We start from the raw sequence: 17,052 nt of genomic DNA on the forward strand, positions 1-17,052 counted from the left end.
CCAGCCATCGCCGTGATGGTTGTGTGAAGAGGCCTTTTGTGTAGCTTGAATACGATCGGAAAGCATTAGGAACTGACAATGAACCTGATCCAGACCCTGGAAAAAGAAGAGATCGAGCGTCTCGGCAAGAAGATCCCCGAATTCGCCCCCGGCGATACCGTGATCGTGTCCGTGAACGTGGTTGAAGGCACGCGCAAGCGTGTGCAGGCTTACGAAGGCGTGGTGATTGCCAAGCGCAATCGCGGCCTGAACAGCGGCTTCACCGTGCGCAAGATCTCCAGCGGCGAAGGCGTGGAGCGTACCTTCCAGACCTACAGCCCGCTGATTGCCGGTATTGAAGTGAAGCGCCGTGGTGACGTGCGTCGTGCCAAGCTGTACTACCTGCGCGAGCGCAGCGGCAAGTCGGCCCGCATCAAGGAAAAGCTGCCGTCTCGCGTCAAGGTCGCTGCAGAGTAATCTGTCGCAACTTGGCATTGTGGCTGCCTCGTGCAGCCGCAGAAGGAACCGCTTGCCGCCCTGTGCTGCAAGCGGTTTTTTCTTGGCGCTACACTGTGTGGCGCAAGTGCTCCGTGCCAGCCGCCTGGCAGCGGGGTATCCAGGGTGGCATCAATGACAAGCTCCACAAAGAAGTCCCAGGAAGTTTCTCCCGACAATGACCACGCCGTGCAGCCGGGCATTTTCGATCCGCGCGACGTGCCGATATGGCAGGAGGCGACCGAGAACGTGCACCGTCAGATCGCGGTGCCGGGCGAGCGCCTGTCCGTGCCGGCGCTGCAGCAGCGCTTTGCCGAGCCGCCCCCCTGGGAGCAGGAACTGCGCCGCGAGCTGTATCCGAAGGAGCATTCGCCGCGCGATGCTGCCGTGTTGATCGGCCTGCAGCCCTGGCAGCCGCCCGAGATCACGGCCCCCACATCCGGCCTGCGCGTGGTGCTCACGCAGCGCACGCCGCACCTGCGATCGCATGGCGGCCAGATCGCCTTTCCCGGTGGCAAGATCGACGACGAAGACCCGGATGCCGTGGCTGCGGCCTTGCGCGAGGCCCATGAAGAGGTCGGCGTGCCGTCGGAGGGCGTGGAGGTGCTGGGCCAGCTGCCGCTGTATATCACCGGCACCGGCTACCACGTGACGCCGGTCGTGGCCGTGCTGCCGCCCACGCTCGAATTTGCCCCCAATCCCTTCGAGGTGGACGAAGTGTTCACCGTTCCACTGGATTTCCTGATGGATCCGCAGCATCACCGCCTGCATCAGTGGCAGCCGGCGCACAACCACCGGCGCGAGTGGTTTTCCATGCCGTATTACGACCTGCAGGCGGGGCGCGAACGTTACATCTGGGGCGTAACTGCCGGCATCTTGCGCAATCTGTATCGCTTTCTTGCCGCATGAGCGGCCTTCACGCGTCATGCCGAAATCGGTGCTATCCTGCCGGATAGTTGCGGGCCTGGTCCCGCGTCAATGATCGCTTTCTACGCTCCATGGCATTCTTTGCAATCGTCTGTGCCCTGCTGATCGAGCAGGTCTATCCATTGCCCCTGCACAACCCGGTCTACCACCTCTACCGCCAGTTGGCGGACTGGGCTGCGCGCAACCTGACCGCCGGCAAGCCCGGCCAGGGCTGGCTGGCCTGGGGGGCAGCCGTGGCGCTGCCCACCATCATGGTCGCGCTCGTCTATGCCACCCTGCATGAAGCGGGCTGGTTGCTGGCGTGGCTGTGGAGCACGGCAGTGCTGTTCGTCACCCTGGGATTCCGCCAGTTCAGCCATCACATCACGGGTATCCGTGACGCGCTGGACATGGGCGACGAAATCCGTGCACGCCAGTTGCTGGCGGAGTGGAAGAGTGTGGAAACGGCACATCTGCCGCGCAGCGGCATCATGCGGCAGGTGATCGAGCATGCCGTGCTCGATGCGCATCGCCATGTATTCGGCGTGCTGGTGGCTTTCCTGATCGGGGCGGCCCTGGGGCTGGGCCCGGCTGGTGCCGTGCTGTTCCGCGCGTCCGAATACGTGGCGCGCTACTGGCGCGAGCAGCGCAATGCCGGCGATGGCCAGATGGCCGACAGGCTGCCGGATCAGGCGCAGGCCGCCTGGAACTGGATCAACTGGATTCCTGCCCGGGCCACGGCTGCGAGCTTTGCAGTAGCCGGCAACTTCGAGCAGGCGGTGGACAACTGGCGCCAGGCGGCCAGTACCCCCGGCACCATCGCCAGCACCGATGCCGAAGCTGTGGTGCTGGCATCGGCCATGGGTGCGGTGGATCTGCCCTGGCCGCTGGCGCTGGACAACCAGCAGGATCTGGCACGCCTGCCCGCACCTGCCGGGCGCGAGCGTGATGCCGCGGTGGCAGAGGACGGCGTTTCGGAAACGGGCGTGGAGGCCTATGGAGCGCCGCAGGTCACGCAGGCTGCACCGGCGGCGATCACCGTGGGCATGCAGCACCTGCAATTGCTGGTCGGCCTGGTCTGGCGCGCCATCCTGATGTGGGGCGGCCTGATTGCGTTGGTGGGGTTTACTTCCTGGGTCAGCTGAGGCCGGATCAATAACGCTGGTCCGCCACCCGTTCCGCGAACAGCTCGGCATAAAACTTGTGCCGCAAGGGATGGATGCCGCCATCGTCCAGCGGTGCGCCTACCTGCGCCAGCACGCCGCAGCCCGGCTCGTGCAGATGGGTGCAGTTGTAGAACTTGCACTGCGACACATGCTGGCGCAGGTCCGGCATGTAGGAGGCCAGATCGGTCGGCTGCACATGGTGCAGGCCGAACTCCTGAAAGCCCGGTGAGTCGATCACGGCGGTCTGGTTGTCGCGGCCGATCCAGTACCAGTGCGTGCTCGTGGTGGTGTGCTTGCCCGAATTGAGTGCCTGCGAGATTTCTCCCGTCTGCACATTGGCGCCGGGCAGCAGCCAGTTGATGAGCGTGCTCTTGCCTGTGCCGGAGGGGCCGAGCACCAGCGTCGCCTTGCCCTGCAGTGCCTCGCGCAGCGCCTGCAGCGCGGCATCGTCCGGGCGGTGCCCGGCATCCGCCAGCGACAGGCCCAGCACCGGGTAGCCCATGGCGCGGTAGGGCGCCAGCCGTTCCCAGCCGCGCGCATGCAGTTCACCCAGATCGGACTTGTTCAGCACGATCAGCGGAGGAATATGGGCCGCTTCGGCCGCGATCAGGGCCCGTGCCAGCAGCTTGTGCGAAAACTCCGGCTCGGCCGCCAGCCAGACCAGCACCTGGTCGATATTGGCGGCAAAGGCCTTGGTGCGCATCTCGTCCTGCCGGTAGAACAGGTTGCGGCGCTCTTCCACGCGCTCGATGGTGCCGTCGTCTCCCTGGCCCTCGGGCTGCGCCGCCCAGGCAATGCGGTCGCCTACCACGGCCTGGTTCTTCTTGCCGCGCGGATGCACGATGCGGCGGCTGCCGTCCGGGCATTCGATCACGCTGTGACGGCCATGGCTGGAAACCACCAGACCTTGCTGCAAGGCGTTTGAGGCGGCGGGCGCGTTGCGGGAGCGGGAGGGCCTGGCCATGGTCTCAGGCCGCCTGCGCCATGCGTGCCAGCCGTTCGCTGGCGGGAGGATGCGAGTAGTAGAACTTCACATACAGCGGATCCGGCGTGAGCGTGGAGGCATTGTCCTCGTAGAGCTTGAGCAGGGCGGCGGGCAGGGCGGTCTTGCCGGTCTGGCGCACGGCATAGGCATCGGCCTCGAACTCGTGCCTGCGCGAGAGCTGCGCCATCAACGGCGACAGGAAGTAGCTGAACACCGGTGCCATCAGCATGAACAGGATCAGCGCCAGCGCGGCGTTAGGCGACATCATGTTGGGCACCACCCCCAGACCGGTGTAGAACCACACCCTGCTGTAGAGCCAGCCGAGCAGGGCAAAGGCGGCCAGGCTCAATGCGAACATGGCGACCAGGCGCTTGGCGATATGGCGGAAGTGGAAATGGCCGAGCTCATGGGCGAGCACGGCCTCCACCTCGTCCGGCTGCAGGCGAGCCAGCAGCGTATCGAAGAACACTACCCGCTTGGAGCTGCCCAGCCCGGTAAAGTAGGCGTTGGCATGCGCACTGCGCTTGCTGCCATCCATCACGAACAGCCCCTTGGCGTTGAATCCGCAGCGCTGCATCAGCGCCTTCACGCGCTGGGCCAGTTCGCCGTCTTGCAGCGGCTTGAACTTGTTGAACAGCGGCGCGATGAACGTCGGGAAAATCACCATCAGCAGCAGGTTGAACACCACCCAGATGCCCCAGGCCCACAGCCACCACAGGCTGCCGGCCTGCTGCATCAGCCACAGGAACAGGGCGGCCAGTGGCAGGCCGATCACGGCAGCCATCAACGTCCCCTTGACGAGGTCGGCCAGCCACAGGCCGATCGTGCTCTTGTTGAAGCCAAAGCGCTCTTCCAGTCTGAAAGTCTGGTACCAGCCCAGCGGCAACTCCAGCAGGCCGTTGATCAGGAAGAAGCCCGCCAGCAGGGCCAGCTGCTGCCACATCGGGTGCTCGATGCGGCTCAACAGGGTGTAGTTGAGCAGCGCCAGTCCGCCAAGCAGCGTCCAGCCAATCAGGATGGCGGCCGAATACACCGACTGCCACAGGTCGAACTGGTTCTTGGCGATGGTGTAGGCAGCGGCTTTCTGGTGGGCGGCCTGGCTGATCACGCCGGCAAATGCTTCCGGAACCTGTTCGCGGCGCCAGGCTACGTGGCGCATCTGGCGTGTGGCCAGCCAGAAGCGCACCAGCAGTCCGGCCAGCAGAACGATCACGAACAGTCCGGTAAAGCCGTTCAGGTAACTGATATCGAAGAGTTGGGCATCCATGCCCGCAAGTGTAACGGCCGACAGGCTCCCGGCGCGTATCAAACAGTTGGTTGCCGCAGCAATGCAGGCGCCGAAACCGTCCCGCTTGCGAGACAATACGGGGATGAAATCCGACCATCTGCCTGCCACTGCCGAAACCCCGGCCGAGCCCGTGCCTCACCTGCCCAAGAACGATGACAACCTGATCTGGCTCGACTGCGAGATGTCCGGCCTGGACCCGGAGAAGGAGCGACTGCTCGAGATTGCCGTCATCATCACCAGCCCGGATCTGTCCATTCGCGTGCCCGGCCCTGTGGTGGTGATCCATCAGGACGATGCGGTGCTCAATGCCATGGATGCCTGGAACAAGGGCACGCATGGCCGCAGCGGCCTGACGGAAAAGGTCAAGACCAGCACCACCAGCGAGGCCGATGCCGAGAAGCAGCTGTTGGCGTTCATCAAGAAGTACGTGAGCAAATCGAAGTCGCCCATGTGCGGCAACACCATCGGGCAGGATCGGCGCTTTCTGGTCAAGTACATGCCCAGACTGGAGGCGTATTTCCACTATCGCAACCTGGATGTGAGCACGCTCAAGGAGCTGGCCCGCCGCTGGCGCCCCGAACTGCACGCGGCTTTCAAGAAGCACCAGAAGCACACGGCGCTGGCCGATGTGGAGGAATCGATCCAGGAACTGGTTTATTACCGGGATACTTTCCTGCGCCTGGAGGCGGCCACACCGGTGCAGGAAGGCGCCGCCTGATCACTGCGTTGGCGGCCAGTGCGCGCTGGCGGGCTCAGTCGCGATCCGCTTCTTCCTGTCCGGGCGGCCCGGACAGCGCAGCGCGCTGCTGCTGCAGCTGCCGCATGCGTGCCAGATCGCCTTCCTGCGCTGCCTGGGTTTCCTGGCGCTTGAGTTCTTCCAGTTGCAGGCCGCGCAAGGCCGAGCGCAGGTCCACCCGCACTTCCTGCAGTTCGGGCGACAGGCCCAGCGCCTGATACTGTTTCACCAGACTCAGTCCTGTGTCCCCGAACGGCGCCTGCGGCAGGGCCTGTTCCAGTGCACCCCAGGCCAGGGCGCCATGTTCCTGGTACTGGCTGTCTAGCCAGACGAACAGCGGACCGTGCGGGGCCGGCAGGCCGCAGAGCAGGGCATGGCTGTCCGGCGGCAGCGACTCCCACAGCGGCATGTGCAGCAGCAGCAGGCGCAAGGCATGGTCGGCACCGCTGGTGGGGCGCACGCGGCCGCGCGGTGCCGGTGGCGAAGAGTTGCGGTTCCAGCTGCCGGAGCGTTTGGCGCCGCCGGTGCCGGAGCGGCCCGGTGTCCAGCTGCGCTGGCGGGAGGCAGGTTCGGGAGCATCCCAGCCTCCCTGCATCCAGGGCGGCTCCTGCGAGGATGGCGGAGTGCCGTAATCGCCGGAAAACTCGGGCGGCCTGGAAGGCTCCTCATGCCGTCGTGGCGCCGGGCTGGCGTGGGCTGCCTGGGTCTGCCAGAGCGAACGCAACTCGTCCACCTGCAATTGCGTCCTGGCCGCCAGCTCGGCCAGCAGCTGGCTGCGCAGTGCCCCTTCCGGCAGCGCCTGCCACAGCGGCCGTGTCTGGCTCGCCATGCGGGCACGCCCCTCGGCCGAATCCAGATCGCAATCCTCGCTGCCCACCTGCTGCAGGAACACGCTCAGCGGCGTCGCCTGCCTGATCAGCGCGGCAAATGCTTCCGGCCCATGGGCGCGGATATAGCTGTCGGGATCGTGCTCGGGCGGCAGAAACAGGAACTTGATGCTGCGTGTGTCGGTGGCATAGGGCAGGGCGGCCACCAGCGCCTTGTGCGCGGCCCGGCGCCCGGCATTGTCGCCGTCGAAACTGAACACCACCTGATCGGTATAGCGGAACAGCTTGTGCATATGGTCGGGCGTACAGGCCGTGCCCAGCGTGGCCACGGCATTGGCAAATCCGAGCTGGGCCAGCGCCACCACGTCCATATAGCCTTCGGTCACCAGGGCAAAACCCTGCTCGCGCAAGGCATCGCGTGCCTCGTACAGACCGTACAGCTCGCGCCCCTTGCTGAAGACCGGCGTTTCGGGCGAGTTCAGGTATTTGGGCTTGTCGTCGCCCAGCACGCGCCCGCCAAAACCGATGCATTCACCCTTGATATTCCTGATGGGGAACATGACGCGATGTCGGAAGCGGTCATAGCGTTTGTCTTCGCCATGCTCCCCGTCTTTCTCGTGCCGGATCACCAGGCCGGCTTCTTCCAGCAGCGGCTCGGTGTAATCGGGAAACACGCTGGCCAGGTGGTGCCAGCCAGGCGGGGCATAGCCCAGGCCGAAGCGGGCCGCGATGCGGCCTGTCAGCCCGCGCTGCTTGAGATAGTCGATGGCCACCTGCGCCGTGCGCAGCTGCTTGCGGTAGTCATCACAGGCCTTTTCCAGCACGTCGGTCAGCGTGGCCTGCTTCTGCTTGCGCTCGGCGGCACGCGCACGCTCTTCCGGGGTAGCATGGTCATCGGGCACCTGCAGGCCATGCTGCTGGGCCAGATCCTGCACGGCCTCGACGAAGCTCATGCCGTTGTGCTCCATCAGGAAGCGGATGGCATCGCCGTTCTTGCCGCAGCCGAAGCAGTGGTAGAACTGCTTGGTCGGGCTGACGGTGAAGGAGGGCGATTTCTCGCCATGGAAGGGGCAGAGCCCGAGAAAGTTGGCCCCCGTCTTGCGCAATTGCACGTAGCGGCCCACCACCTCGACCACGTCGACGCGGGCGAGCAGATCCTGGATGAAGCCGTGGGGAATTGCCATGCGGGGATTTTATAGGGTGGGCGCGGCCGGGTTGCCGCCGCGGATGCCCATGGTGCGGAAGGGCTCTTTGCGTAATTTCAATCGCTTTGCGCAAACCGCTTTGGCATACTGGCAAAGCCCTTCACGAGAGGGTGTTACATACAAGGAGACTTCGCAAAATGACAGAACAATTGTCCGCACAATCCGCCCACGCGCTGCCGTCCTATCTGGATCCGGCCCATCTCGGTCCCTGGGACACCTACCTGCGCCAGGTCGACCGCGTCACGCCCTACCTGGGCCACCTGTCGCGCTGGGTGGAGACGCTCAAGAGGCCTAAGCGGATCCTGGTGGTGGATGTGCCGATCGAGATGGACGACGGCCGCATCATGCACTACGAAGGCTATCGCGTGCAGCACAATATTTCCCGCGGCCCCGGCAAGGGCGGCGTGCGCTTCCACCAGGACGTGACCCTGTCCGAAGTGATGGCGCTGTCGGCCTGGATGTCGATCAAGAACGCGGCCGTCAACGTGCCCTATGGCGGTGCCAAGGGTGGCATCCGTGTCGATCCGCGCCAGCTGTCGCGTGGCGAGCTGGAGCGCCTGACGCGCCGCTACACCAGCGAGATCGGCATCATCATCGGCCCCAGCAAGGACATTCCCGCGCCGGACGTGAACACCAACGAGCAGGTCATGGCCTGGATGATGGACACCTATTCCGTCAACCTCGGCGAAACAGCCACCGGCGTTGTTACCGGCAAGCCGATTTCGCTGGGTGGCAGCCTGGGCCGCCGCGATGCCACCGGCCGCGGCGTGTTCGTGGTCACCTGCGAAGCGGCGCACGACCTGGGCATGGAACTCAAGGGTGCGCGCGTGGTGGTGCAGGGTGCCGGCAACGTAGGCGGAACGGCGGCACGCCTGTTCCATGAAGCGGGCGCCAAGGTGATTGCCTTGCAGGACCACAAGGCCACGGTGTATGCCGAACAAGGCCTGGACATCCCGGCGGCGCTGGCGCATGTGGCACAGAACGGCAGCCTGGAAGGCTTTGCCGCGACCAACATCACGCCGGAAGAGTTCTGGGCGCTGGAATGCGAATTCCTGATTCCGGCGGCTCTGGAAGGCCAGTTGCATGCCGGCAACGCCGGCACCGTGCGTGCCAAGGTGGTGGTGGAAGGCGCCAACGGCCCGACCACGCCCGAGGCGGACGACATCCTGCAGGAAAACGGCGTCCACATGGTGCCCGACGTGCTGGCCAACGCCGGCGGCGTGACGGTGTCCTACTTCGAATGGGTGCAGGATTTCTCCAACTTCTTCTGGAACGAGGACGAAATCAACCAGCGCCTCACGCGTATCATGCGCGAGGCCTACAAGTCTGTGGCGGCGACCGCACGCGAGCACAATGTCAGCCTGCGCACGGCGGCCTTCATCGTGGCATGCACACGCATCCTGCAGGCCCGCGAAATGCGCGGCCTGTATCCTTGATGGGGTAGACGGGGAGCGGCGCCCGCCGCTCAGCCAATCGCCTGCAGGCCTTGCGCGAAGTGCATGCGCATGGCCTGGGCCGCCGCCTGCGGATCGCGTGCCACCAGCGCCAGCAGGATGGCCGCATGTTCTTCCATGGACTGCTGCACCCGCCCCTGCTTGAACAAGGAGTGGTGGCGGCCCAGTTGCATCACCTTGCGCAGGTCATTCACGATCTGGGTGCGCCAGCGGTTGCGGCTGGCATCGAGCAGGAACTGGTGAAACGCCTGGTTGGTGGCAAAGAACTGGTCGATCAGCGCGGTATCGCCGGGCAGCTCCACCAGTTGACGCCCCTGGGCTTCCAGCTGCTGATGCAGGCGCGTGAGGTGCTGCAATTCGGACTCCGTGGCCGTGCGCGCCACATCGGCGGCCGCGTCGCTTTCCAGCAGGCCCAGCAGGTGGTAGATTTCGCGCACCTCGTCCTCGGGGATTTCTGTCACATAGGCGCCACGCCGCACCTTGATGGTGACCAGGCCTTCGGCCGCCAGCACCTTGATGGCCTCGCGCATCGGCGTGCGGCTGATGCCCATTTCCTCGGCCAGCTTCATCTCGTCGATCCAGGCGCCGGGCATCAGTTTCTGCTGCAGGATGCGCTGGCGCAACAGGTCCGCCACCTCGGCATAGAGCGGACGTGCCGAGCCCGGCCGGACGTCGGCCGCCGAACGCTGGAAGGGACGGGCAGTACTCTGCATGCGAATGTGAAATTTAGATGACGGTTACGCTCGGATTGTAAGCGTGATGGAGGATTTTGCATTCATAATTATGAATTGTTGCCCTTGGTAAGGATGGGTAGCATACGCACAGACATGCAGTCATGCGGGTAAACGCCGACTGCAGTCGTGCCATGCCTATTTGTGCCAGCCCTTGCTAGCGTTCGCGGCCTTGTGCCTGCGTGCCGGAGCGGGGTGTTCAGTAAACAGGGCCCTTAGATTTAGTACCAGAAGGAACGTCGTTATGGCATCGTCAGACCAAACCTCCTCCCAAGCTCCCGTCTTCGCCAGCAGCACGCTGGAAGACTGGCACAAGGCTGCAACCAAGTCGGCACCCGGCGGCGATGTCAATGCGCTGAACTGGATCACGCCCGACCACATTACGGTCAAGCCGCTGTACACGGCCGAGGACATCAAGGATCTGCCCTACGCCAACACGCTGCCCGGCTTCGAGCCCTTCCTGCGCGGCCCGCAGGCCACCATGTACGCGGTGCGCCCCTGGACCATCCGCCAGTACGCGGGCTTTTCCACCGCAGAAGAATCCAACGCGTTCTACCGCAAGGCACTGGCTGCCGGCGGGCAGGGCGTGTCCGTGGCGTTCGACCTGGCCACGCACCGCGGCTACGATTCCGACCATCCGCGCGTCACCGGTGACGTGGGCAAGGCCGGCGTGGCCATCGACAGCGTCGAGGACATGAAAATCCTGTTCGACGGCATCCCGCTCGACAAGGTGTCCGTCTCCATGACCATGAACGGCGCCGTGCTGCCCGTGCTGGCCGGCTACGTGGTGGCGGCCGAAGAGCAGGGCGTTTCGCAGGACAAGCTCAGCGGCACCATCCAGAACGACATCCTCAAGGAGTTCATGGTCCGCAACACCTACATCTACCCGCCGCAGCCGTCGATGAAAATCATCGGCGACATCATCGAGTACACGAGCCAGAACATGCCCAAGTTCAACTCGATCTCGATCTCCGGCTACCACATGCAGGAAGCGGGCGCCAACCAGGCGCTGGAGCTGGCCTTCACGCTGGCCGACGGCAAGGAGTATGTGAAGACGGCGCTGGCCAAGGGCATGGACGTGGACGCCTTCGCCGGCCGCCTGTCCTTCTTCTGGGCCATCGGCATGAACTTCTATCTGGAAATCGCCAAGATGCGCGCCGCACGTCTGCTGTGGTGCCGCATCATGAAGGAGTTCAACCCCAAGAACCCGAAGAGCCTGATGCTGCGCACGCACTGCCAGACTTCCGGCTGGTCGCTCACCGAGCAGGACCCGTACAACAACGTGGTGCGCACCACCATCGAGGCCATGGCAGCCGTGTTCGGCGGCACCCAGTCGCTGCACACCAACGCGCTCGATGAGGCGATTGCGCTGCCGACCGAATTCTCCGCCCGCATTGCCCGCAACACGCAGCTGATCATTCAGGAAGAAACCCACATCACCAACGTGATCGACCCCTGGGCCGGTTCCTACATGATGGAAAAGCTGACCCAGGAAATGGCAGATGCCGCCTGGAAGATCATCGAGGAAGTGGACGCCATGGGCGGCATGACCAAGGCCGTGGACAGCGGCTGGGCCAAGCTCAAGATCGAGGCCGCCGCTGCCGAGAAGCAGGCGCGCATCGACTGCGGCAAGGACGTCATCGTCGGCGTCAACAAGTACAAGCTGGCCAAGGAAGACAACGTCGACATCCTGGAAGTCGACAACGTCAAGGTGCGCGAGGCGCAGATCGCCCGCATCAACAGCATCAAGGCTTCGCGTGACAACGCTGCCGTGCAGGCCGCGCTGGACGCGCTGACTGCCGCTGCCGAATCCGGCCAGGGCAACCTGCTGGACCTGTCCATCAAGGCCGCGCGCCTGCGCGCCACCGGTGGCGAAATCTCTGACGCCCTCGAGAAGGTGTTTGGCCGCCATCGTGCGGATACGCAAAAGGTGACTGGTGTGTACGCTGCCGCTTATGACTCCGCCGAGGGCTGGGAAAAGCTCAAGTCCGAAATCGCCGAATTCGCCGAGCAGCAGGGCCGTCGTCCGCGCGTGATGATCGCCAAGCTGGGCCAGGACGGTCACGACCGCGGCGCCAAGGTGGTCTCTACCGCCTTTGCCGACCTGGGCTTTGACGTGGACATCGGCCCGCTGTTCCAGACGCCGGAAGAGTGTGCACGCCAAGCCATCGAGAATGACGTGCATGCCGTGGGCGTGTCCACGCTGGCTGCCGGCCACAAGACGCTGGTGCCGGCCATCATCAAGGCGCTGAAGGACCAGGGCGCGGACGACATCGTGGTGTTCGTCGGCGGCGTGATTCCGCGCCAGGACTACGACTACCTGTTCGAAGCCGGCGTGAAGGGCGTCTATGGCCCCGGCACGCCGATCCCGGCCAGCGCCAAGGACGTGCTGGAGCAGATCAAGAAGGCCAACGCCTGAGATCGACAACTCCGGGCGGCGCCTGCGCTGCCCGGTCTGTTACGCGGCCAGGCCATCGCCTGGCTTCTTGCCACCTAGTTTCTGGACAAGAGAGTTCATGCAAATCAATGTCCCGCAGATGGCGGAGAGTGTGGTGCGTGGCGAGCGGCGCGGAGTGGCGAAAGCCATCACGCTGCTCGAATCGACGCGCCCCGACCATCGCGTGCTGGCCGACGAGCTGCTGACCGCCTTGCTGCCCCATACCGGCAAAGCCTTCCGGCTGGGCCTGAGCGGCGTGCCCGGCGTCGGCAAGTCGACCTTCATCGAATCCCTGGGTCTGTACCTGATCGGGCAGGGCCTGAAAGTGGCCGTGCTGGCCATCGATCCGTCCTCCAGCCTGTCCGGCGGCTCCATTCTGGGCGACAAGACCCGCATGGAGCGCCTGAGCACCGAGATCAACGCCTATATCCGCCCGAGCCCGAGCAGCTGCAACCTGGGCGGCGTGGCCGAGAAGACGCGCGAAGCCATGCTGGTGTGCGAAGCCGCCGGCTACGACGTGGTCATCATCGAGACCGTGGGTGTGGGCCAGAGCGAAACCGCCGTGGCCAACATGACCGACATGTTCGTGGTGCTGCAGCTGCCCAATGCGGGTGACGACCTGCAGGCCATCAAGAAAGGCGTGATGGAGATGGCCGATTTGGTCGTCATCAACAAGGCGGACATCGACCCGGTGGCCGCCACGCGCGCGCAGGCGCAGATTACCTCCAGCCTGCGCCTGTTCGCCATGCACGGCAATCCCGAGCATGGCGCCCATGATGCTGCCAGCCAGAAAGCACAATGGCAGCCTAAAGTGCTCCAGATCAGTGCTCTGCAGGGCAGCGGGGTGGATAATTTCTGGAATACGGTGCAGGAGTACCGCCAGATCAATGCCGACAACGGCCATATCGGCCAGCGGCGTCAGGATCAGTCGCTCGCATGGATGTGGGAACGCATCGATGCCGGCCTCAAGCAGGCATTCCGCCAGAATGCCGGCGTGCGAGACACCCTGCCGCAGTTCACCGAGCAGGTGCGCGACGGCAAGATGGCTGCATCCACGGCCGCGCGCCAGTTGCTGCAGGCATTCCAGGGCCAGGCGGGGCAGTAATCCGCAGGAATTGCGGCGCTTGCCCCCAGGGCGGGCGCCAACCAGTTTGATTTAGTTAATGCAACCTTTCAGAAGGACTTGTGATGAAAGAAATCCTTGAACAACTCGAACAGAAGCGTGCTGCGGCCCGCCTGGGCGGCGGCCAGAAGCGTATCGACGCCCAGCACAAGAAGGGCAAGCTGACCGCACGTGAGCGCATCGAGGTGCTGCTCGACAGTGGCAGCTTCGAGGAATGGGACATGTTCGTGGAGCACCGCTGTGCCGACTTCGGCATGGACGAGAACCACATCCCCGGCGACGGCGTGGTGACCGGCTACGGCACCATCAATGGCCGCCTGGTGTTCGTGTTCAGCCAGGATTTCACCGTGTTCGGTGGCGCCCTGTCCGAAGCCCATGCAGAGAAGATCTGCAAGCTGATGGACCAGGCCATGAAGGTCGGTGCGCCGGTGATCGGCCTGAACGACTCCGGCGGCGCCCGCATCCAGGAAGGCGTGGCCTCCCTGGCCGGCTATGCCGAGGTGTTCCAGCGCAACGTGATGGCCTCCGGCGTGGTGCCGCAGATCTCCATGATCATGGGCCCCTGTGCCGGTGGTGCGGTGTATTCCCCTGCCATGACCGACTTCATCTTCATGGTCAAGGACAGCTCCTACATGTTCGTGACCGGCCCCGAAGTGGTCAAGACCGTGACGCACGAGTCCGTGACGGCCGAGGAGCTGGGCGGTGCCGTGACGCACACCAGCAAGAGCGGCGTGGCCGACCTGGCCTTCGAGAACGACGTGGAAGCGCTGCTGATGCTGCGCCGCCTGTACAACTACATTCCGTCCAACAACCGCGAAAAGGCTCCCTACCGCCCGACGCTGGATCCGGTCGATCGCGCCGACAAGAGCCTGGACACCCTGGTTCCCGACAACGCGAACAAGCCCTACGACATGAAGGAGCTCATCACCAAGACCGTGGACGATGGCGAATTCTTCGAGCTGCAGCCTGACTATGCAGCCAACATCGTGATCGGCTTTGCCCGCATGGACGGCAACGTGGTCGGTATCGTGGCCAACCAGCCGCTGGTGCTGGCCGGCTGCCTGGACATCAAGAGCTCCATCAAGGGCGCGCGTTTCGTGCGTTTCTGCGATGCGTTCAACATTCCGGTCCTCACCTTCGTGGACGTGCCCGGCTTCATGCCCGGCACCAGCCAGGAATACGGCGGCATCATCAAGCACGGCGCCAAGCTGCTGTACGCCTACGCCGAGTGCACGGTGCCGAAGATCACCGTCATTACCCGCAAGGCCTACGGCGGCGCCTATGACGTGATGTCTTCCAAGCACCTGCGCGGCGACGTCAACCTGGCCTGGCCGAACGCCGAGATCGCCGTGATGGGCGCCAAGGGTGCGGTGGAAATCATCTTCCGCGAAGACAAGAACGATCCCGAGAAGCTGGCCGCGCGCGAAGCCGAGTACAAGGCCCGTTTTGCCAACCCGTTCGTGGCCGGTGCCCGTGGCTTCATCGACGACGTGATCCAGCCGCACGAAACGCGCAAGCGCATCTGCCGCAGCCTGGCAATGCTCAAGGACAAGAAGCTGGAAAACCCGTGGCGCAAGCACGGCAACATTCCGCTGTAATCCGTCCCACCGCGAACCGTTTCGAATTCATTATTGGAAGAGCACTTCATGTTTACCAAAATCCTGATTGCGAACCGCGGCGAGATTGCATGCCGCGTGATCGCCACTGCCAAGAAAATGGGCATCGCCACCGTGGCGGTGTATTCCGACGCCGACAAGGACGCGCGCTTCGTGCAGATGGCCGACGAGGCCGTGCGCCTGGGCCCGCCGCCTTCCCGCGAGTCCTATCTGCTGGCTGACAAGATCATCGAGGCTGCCAAGGCCACCGGCGCCCAGGGTATCCACCCCGGCTATGGCTTCCTGAGCGAGAACGAGGCCTTTGCCCGCCGCTGCGAGGAAGAGGGCATTGCCTTCATCGGTCCCAAGTTTGAGGCCATTGCCGCCATGGGCGACAAGATCGCTTCCAAGAAGCTGGCCAACGAAGCCAAGGTCAACACCATCCCCGGTTACAACGACCCGATCGACACGCCCGAGCAGGCCGTCGAGATTGCCAAGGGCATCGGCTACCCGGTGATGATCAAGGCCTCCGCCGGCGGCGGCGGCAAGGGCCTGCGCGTGGCCTTCAACGACAAGGAAGCACACGAAGGTTTCGCTTCCTGCCGTAACGAGGCCCGCAACAGCTTCGGCGACGACCGCGTCTTCATCGAGAAGTTCGTCGAGCAGCCGCGCCACATCGAGATCCAGGTGCTGGGCGACAGCTTCGGCAACGTGATCTACCTGAACGAGCGCGAGTGCTCGATCCAGCGCCGCCACCAGAAGGTGATCGAGGAGGCTCCGTCCCCCTTCATCAGCGACGAAACGCGCAAGGCCATGGGCGAGCAGGCTGTGGCACTGGCCAAGGCCGTGAAGTACCAGTCTGCCGGTACGGTGGAATTCGTGGTCGGCAAGAACCAGGATTTCTACTTCCTGGAAATGAACACCCGCCTGCAGGTGGAGCACCCCGTCACCGAACTGATCACCGGCCTCGACCTGGTCGAGCAGATGATCCGCGTGGCGGCCGGCGAAAAGCTGACCGTGACCCAGGCTGATGTCAAGAAGGAAGGCTGGGCCATCGAGTGCCGTATCAACGCCGAGGATCCCTTCCGCAACTTCCTGCCCTCGACTGGCCGTCTGGTGCGCTTTGTGCCGCCGGAGCAGAACCTGTTCCAGGGCGAAGCCACGACCGACTATGGCGTGCGCGTGGACACCGGCGTGGTCGATGGCGGCGAAATCTCCATGTACTACGATTCCATGATCGCCAAGCTGATCGTGCACGGCAAGGACCGCAACGACGCCATCGCGCGCATGCGTGAAGCCCTGAACGGCTTCGTGATCAAGGGCGTGCAGAGCAACATCCCGTTCCAGGCCGCGCTGCTGGCACATCCCAAGTTCGTGAGCGGCGATTTCAATACCGGCTTCATCGCCGAGAACTACGCCGACGGCTTCCGTTCCGAAGACGTGCCGCACTCCGATCCGTACTTCATGGTGGCCATGGCTGCGCGCCTGCACATGTGGTACCGCAACCGTGCACAGGGCCTGCAGGGCAAGTTCTGGGAAGGCTACAAGCGCCTGCCCAGCCGCGAGTTCGTGGTCTGCACGCTGGACAAGGACGGCAACAACACCTACACCGCTGTGGATCTGGGCGAAGTGGAACTGGGCAAGCCCAGCACCGTGACTGTGCATACGCCCGAAGGCGAGCGCGTGTACGAGGTGCTGGCCGAGTACATGCTGGGCGATTCCCGCATCACCGGCATGGTCAACGGCGAGCCCTTCGTGCTGCAGATGGAGCGCGGCAACCACAAGAATCCGCTGGCTACCCGCGTGACGCACAACGGTTCCCAGATCGATGCCGTGGTGATGCACCCGCGCACGGCCGAACTGCACAAGCTGATGCCCTACAAGGCACCGCCAGACATGAGCAAGTACGTGCTGTCGCCCATGCCGGGCCTGCTGGTGAACGTGGCTGTGCAGCCCGGCCAGAAGGTGCAGGCGGGCGAGCGCGTGGCCGTGATCGAAGCCATGAAGATGGAAAACATCCTGTTCGCCACTGCCGACGGCGTGGTGAAGGCCATCATGGCCAAGGAAGGCGAAAGCCTGTGGGTGGACCAGCCGATCGTTGAATTCGAGTAAGCTGTAGCCCGTG

Annotated in this window: 13 protein-coding genes; 9 read left to right on the forward strand and 4 right to left on the reverse strand. The window is 64.1% G+C overall.

The annotated features are described in order from the left end of the window. Positions 1–78: 78 nt before the first annotated feature. The 3 genes from rplS (at position 79) to KKQ75_RS03515 (ending at position 2,525) form a co-directional block, all read left to right on the forward strand. Positions 79–456, forward strand: a complete 378-nt coding sequence (rplS, locus tag KKQ75_RS03505) for a 50S ribosomal protein L19 (RefSeq protein ID WP_091816450.1) — start codon at positions 79–81, stop codon at positions 454–456. A gap of 153 nt (positions 457–609) precedes the next feature. After that, positions 610–1,383, forward strand: coding sequence for a CoA pyrophosphatase (locus KKQ75_RS03510; RefSeq protein WP_213360344.1), 774 nt, complete (start codon positions 610–612; stop codon positions 1,381–1,383). 89 nt (positions 1,384–1,472) lie between these two features. Continuing rightward, entirely contained in the window at positions 1,473–2,525 is a 1,053-nt protein-coding gene (locus tag KKQ75_RS03515; RefSeq protein ID WP_213360345.1) for a cobalamin biosynthesis protein, read from the forward strand. Positions 2,526–2,532: 7 nt separating this feature from the next. On the opposite strand, the gene rsgA is transcribed toward KKQ75_RS03515, so the two are convergent. Both rsgA and KKQ75_RS03525 read right to left on the reverse strand, forming a co-directional pair. Then, positions 2,533–3,510, reverse strand: a complete 978-nt coding sequence (rsgA, locus tag KKQ75_RS03520; RefSeq protein ID WP_213360346.1) for a ribosome small subunit-dependent GTPase A — start codon at positions 3,508–3,510, stop codon at positions 2,533–2,535. Positions 3,511–3,514: 4 nt separating this feature from the next. Then, a complete protein-coding gene (locus KKQ75_RS03525) occupies positions 3,515–4,798 on the reverse strand; it encodes a M48 family metallopeptidase (RefSeq protein ID WP_213360347.1) in 1,284 nt (427 codons plus the stop codon). Positions 4,799–4,901: 103 nt separating this feature from the next. On the opposite strand from KKQ75_RS03525, the gene orn reads away from it, so the two are divergent. After that, positions 4,902–5,537, forward strand: a complete 636-nt coding sequence (gene orn / locus KKQ75_RS03530) for an oligoribonuclease (RefSeq protein WP_213360348.1) — start codon at positions 4,902–4,904, stop codon at positions 5,535–5,537. Between the two features lie 34 nt (positions 5,538–5,571). Here the strand turns inward: orn and dnaG are convergent, their stop codons facing one another. Next, on the reverse strand, positions 5,572–7,566 hold the full coding sequence (gene dnaG / locus KKQ75_RS03535; RefSeq protein ID WP_213360349.1) for a DNA primase: 1,995 nt from the start codon (positions 7,564–7,566) through the stop codon (positions 5,572–5,574). Positions 7,567–7,724: 158 nt separating this feature from the next. Here dnaG and KKQ75_RS03540 point away from each other — a divergent pair, with 158 nt between their 5' ends. Then, positions 7,725–9,023, forward strand: a complete 1,299-nt coding sequence (locus KKQ75_RS03540) for a Glu/Leu/Phe/Val family dehydrogenase (protein WP_250130986.1) — start codon at positions 7,725–7,727, stop codon at positions 9,021–9,023. A gap of 29 nt (positions 9,024–9,052) precedes the next feature. Here the strand turns inward: KKQ75_RS03540 and KKQ75_RS03545 are convergent, their stop codons facing one another. Continuing rightward, positions 9,053–9,754 carry a GntR family transcriptional regulator gene (locus KKQ75_RS03545; protein ID WP_213360351.1) on the reverse strand — a complete coding sequence of 234 codons (702 nt, stop codon included), beginning with the start codon at positions 9,752–9,754 and terminating at the stop codon, positions 9,053–9,055. Positions 9,755–10,016: 262 nt separating this feature from the next. On the opposite strand from KKQ75_RS03545, the gene scpA reads away from it, so the two are divergent. The 4 genes from scpA to KKQ75_RS03565 all read left to right on the forward strand — a co-directional run bounded on the left by scpA (position 10,017) and on the right by KKQ75_RS03565 (position 17,039). After that, the gene (gene scpA, locus KKQ75_RS03550) at positions 10,017–12,191 is read left to right on the forward strand and encodes a methylmalonyl-CoA mutase (protein WP_213360352.1); all 2,175 of its coding nucleotides are present in this window, start codon (positions 10,017–10,019) and stop codon (positions 12,189–12,191) included. 97 nt (positions 12,192–12,288) lie between these two features. After that, a complete protein-coding gene (meaB, locus tag KKQ75_RS03555) occupies positions 12,289–13,314 on the forward strand; it encodes a methylmalonyl Co-A mutase-associated GTPase MeaB (RefSeq protein WP_213360355.1) in 1,026 nt (341 codons plus the stop codon). Between the two features lie 83 nt (positions 13,315–13,397). After that, positions 13,398–14,930, forward strand: a complete 1,533-nt coding sequence (locus KKQ75_RS03560; protein ID WP_213360358.1) for an acyl-CoA carboxylase subunit beta — start codon at positions 13,398–13,400, stop codon at positions 14,928–14,930. A 48-nt stretch (positions 14,931–14,978) separates the two neighbouring features. Then, on the forward strand, positions 14,979–17,039 hold the full coding sequence (locus tag KKQ75_RS03565) for an acetyl-CoA carboxylase biotin carboxylase subunit (RefSeq protein ID WP_213360361.1): 2,061 nt from the start codon (positions 14,979–14,981) through the stop codon (positions 17,037–17,039). Positions 17,040–17,052: the final 13 nt, after the last annotated feature.

The sequence above is a fragment of the Brachymonas denitrificans genome (assembly GCF_907163135.1).
Lineage (GTDB): Bacteria > Pseudomonadota > Gammaproteobacteria > Burkholderiales > Burkholderiaceae_C > Brachymonas > Brachymonas denitrificans_A.

Coding starts and splice junctions, on each gene's coding strand:
- KKQ75_RS03525 (WP_213360347.1), bottom strand. CDS start 4,798: ATGGATGCCCAACTCTTCGATATCAGTTACCTGAACGGCTTTACCGGA.
- KKQ75_RS03545 (WP_213360351.1), bottom strand. CDS start 9,754: ATGCAGAGTACTGCCCGTCCCTTCCAGCGTTCGGCGGCCGACGTCCGG.
- rplS (WP_091816450.1), top strand. CDS start 79: ATGAACCTGATCCAGACCCTGGAAAAAGAAGAGATCGAGCGTCTCGGC.
- KKQ75_RS03510 (WP_213360344.1), top strand. CDS start 610: ATGACAAGCTCCACAAAGAAGTCCCAGGAAGTTTCTCCCGACAATGAC.
- meaB (WP_213360355.1), top strand. CDS start 12,289: ATGCAAATCAATGTCCCGCAGATGGCGGAGAGTGTGGTGCGTGGCGAG.
- KKQ75_RS03540 (WP_250130986.1), top strand. CDS start 7,725: ATGACAGAACAATTGTCCGCACAATCCGCCCACGCGCTGCCGTCCTAT.
- KKQ75_RS03565 (WP_213360361.1), top strand. CDS start 14,979: ATGTTTACCAAAATCCTGATTGCGAACCGCGGCGAGATTGCATGCCGC.
- dnaG (WP_213360349.1), bottom strand. CDS start 7,566: ATGGCAATTCCCCACGGCTTCATCCAGGATCTGCTCGCCCGCGTCGAC.
- KKQ75_RS03560 (WP_213360358.1), top strand. CDS start 13,398: ATGAAAGAAATCCTTGAACAACTCGAACAGAAGCGTGCTGCGGCCCGC.
- rsgA (WP_213360346.1), bottom strand. CDS start 3,510: ATGGCCAGGCCCTCCCGCTCCCGCAACGCGCCCGCCGCCTCAAACGCC.
- KKQ75_RS03515 (WP_213360345.1), top strand. CDS start 1,473: ATGGCATTCTTTGCAATCGTCTGTGCCCTGCTGATCGAGCAGGTCTAT.
- orn (WP_213360348.1), top strand. CDS start 4,902: ATGAAATCCGACCATCTGCCTGCCACTGCCGAAACCCCGGCCGAGCCC.
- scpA (WP_213360352.1), top strand. CDS start 10,017: ATGGCATCGTCAGACCAAACCTCCTCCCAAGCTCCCGTCTTCGCCAGC.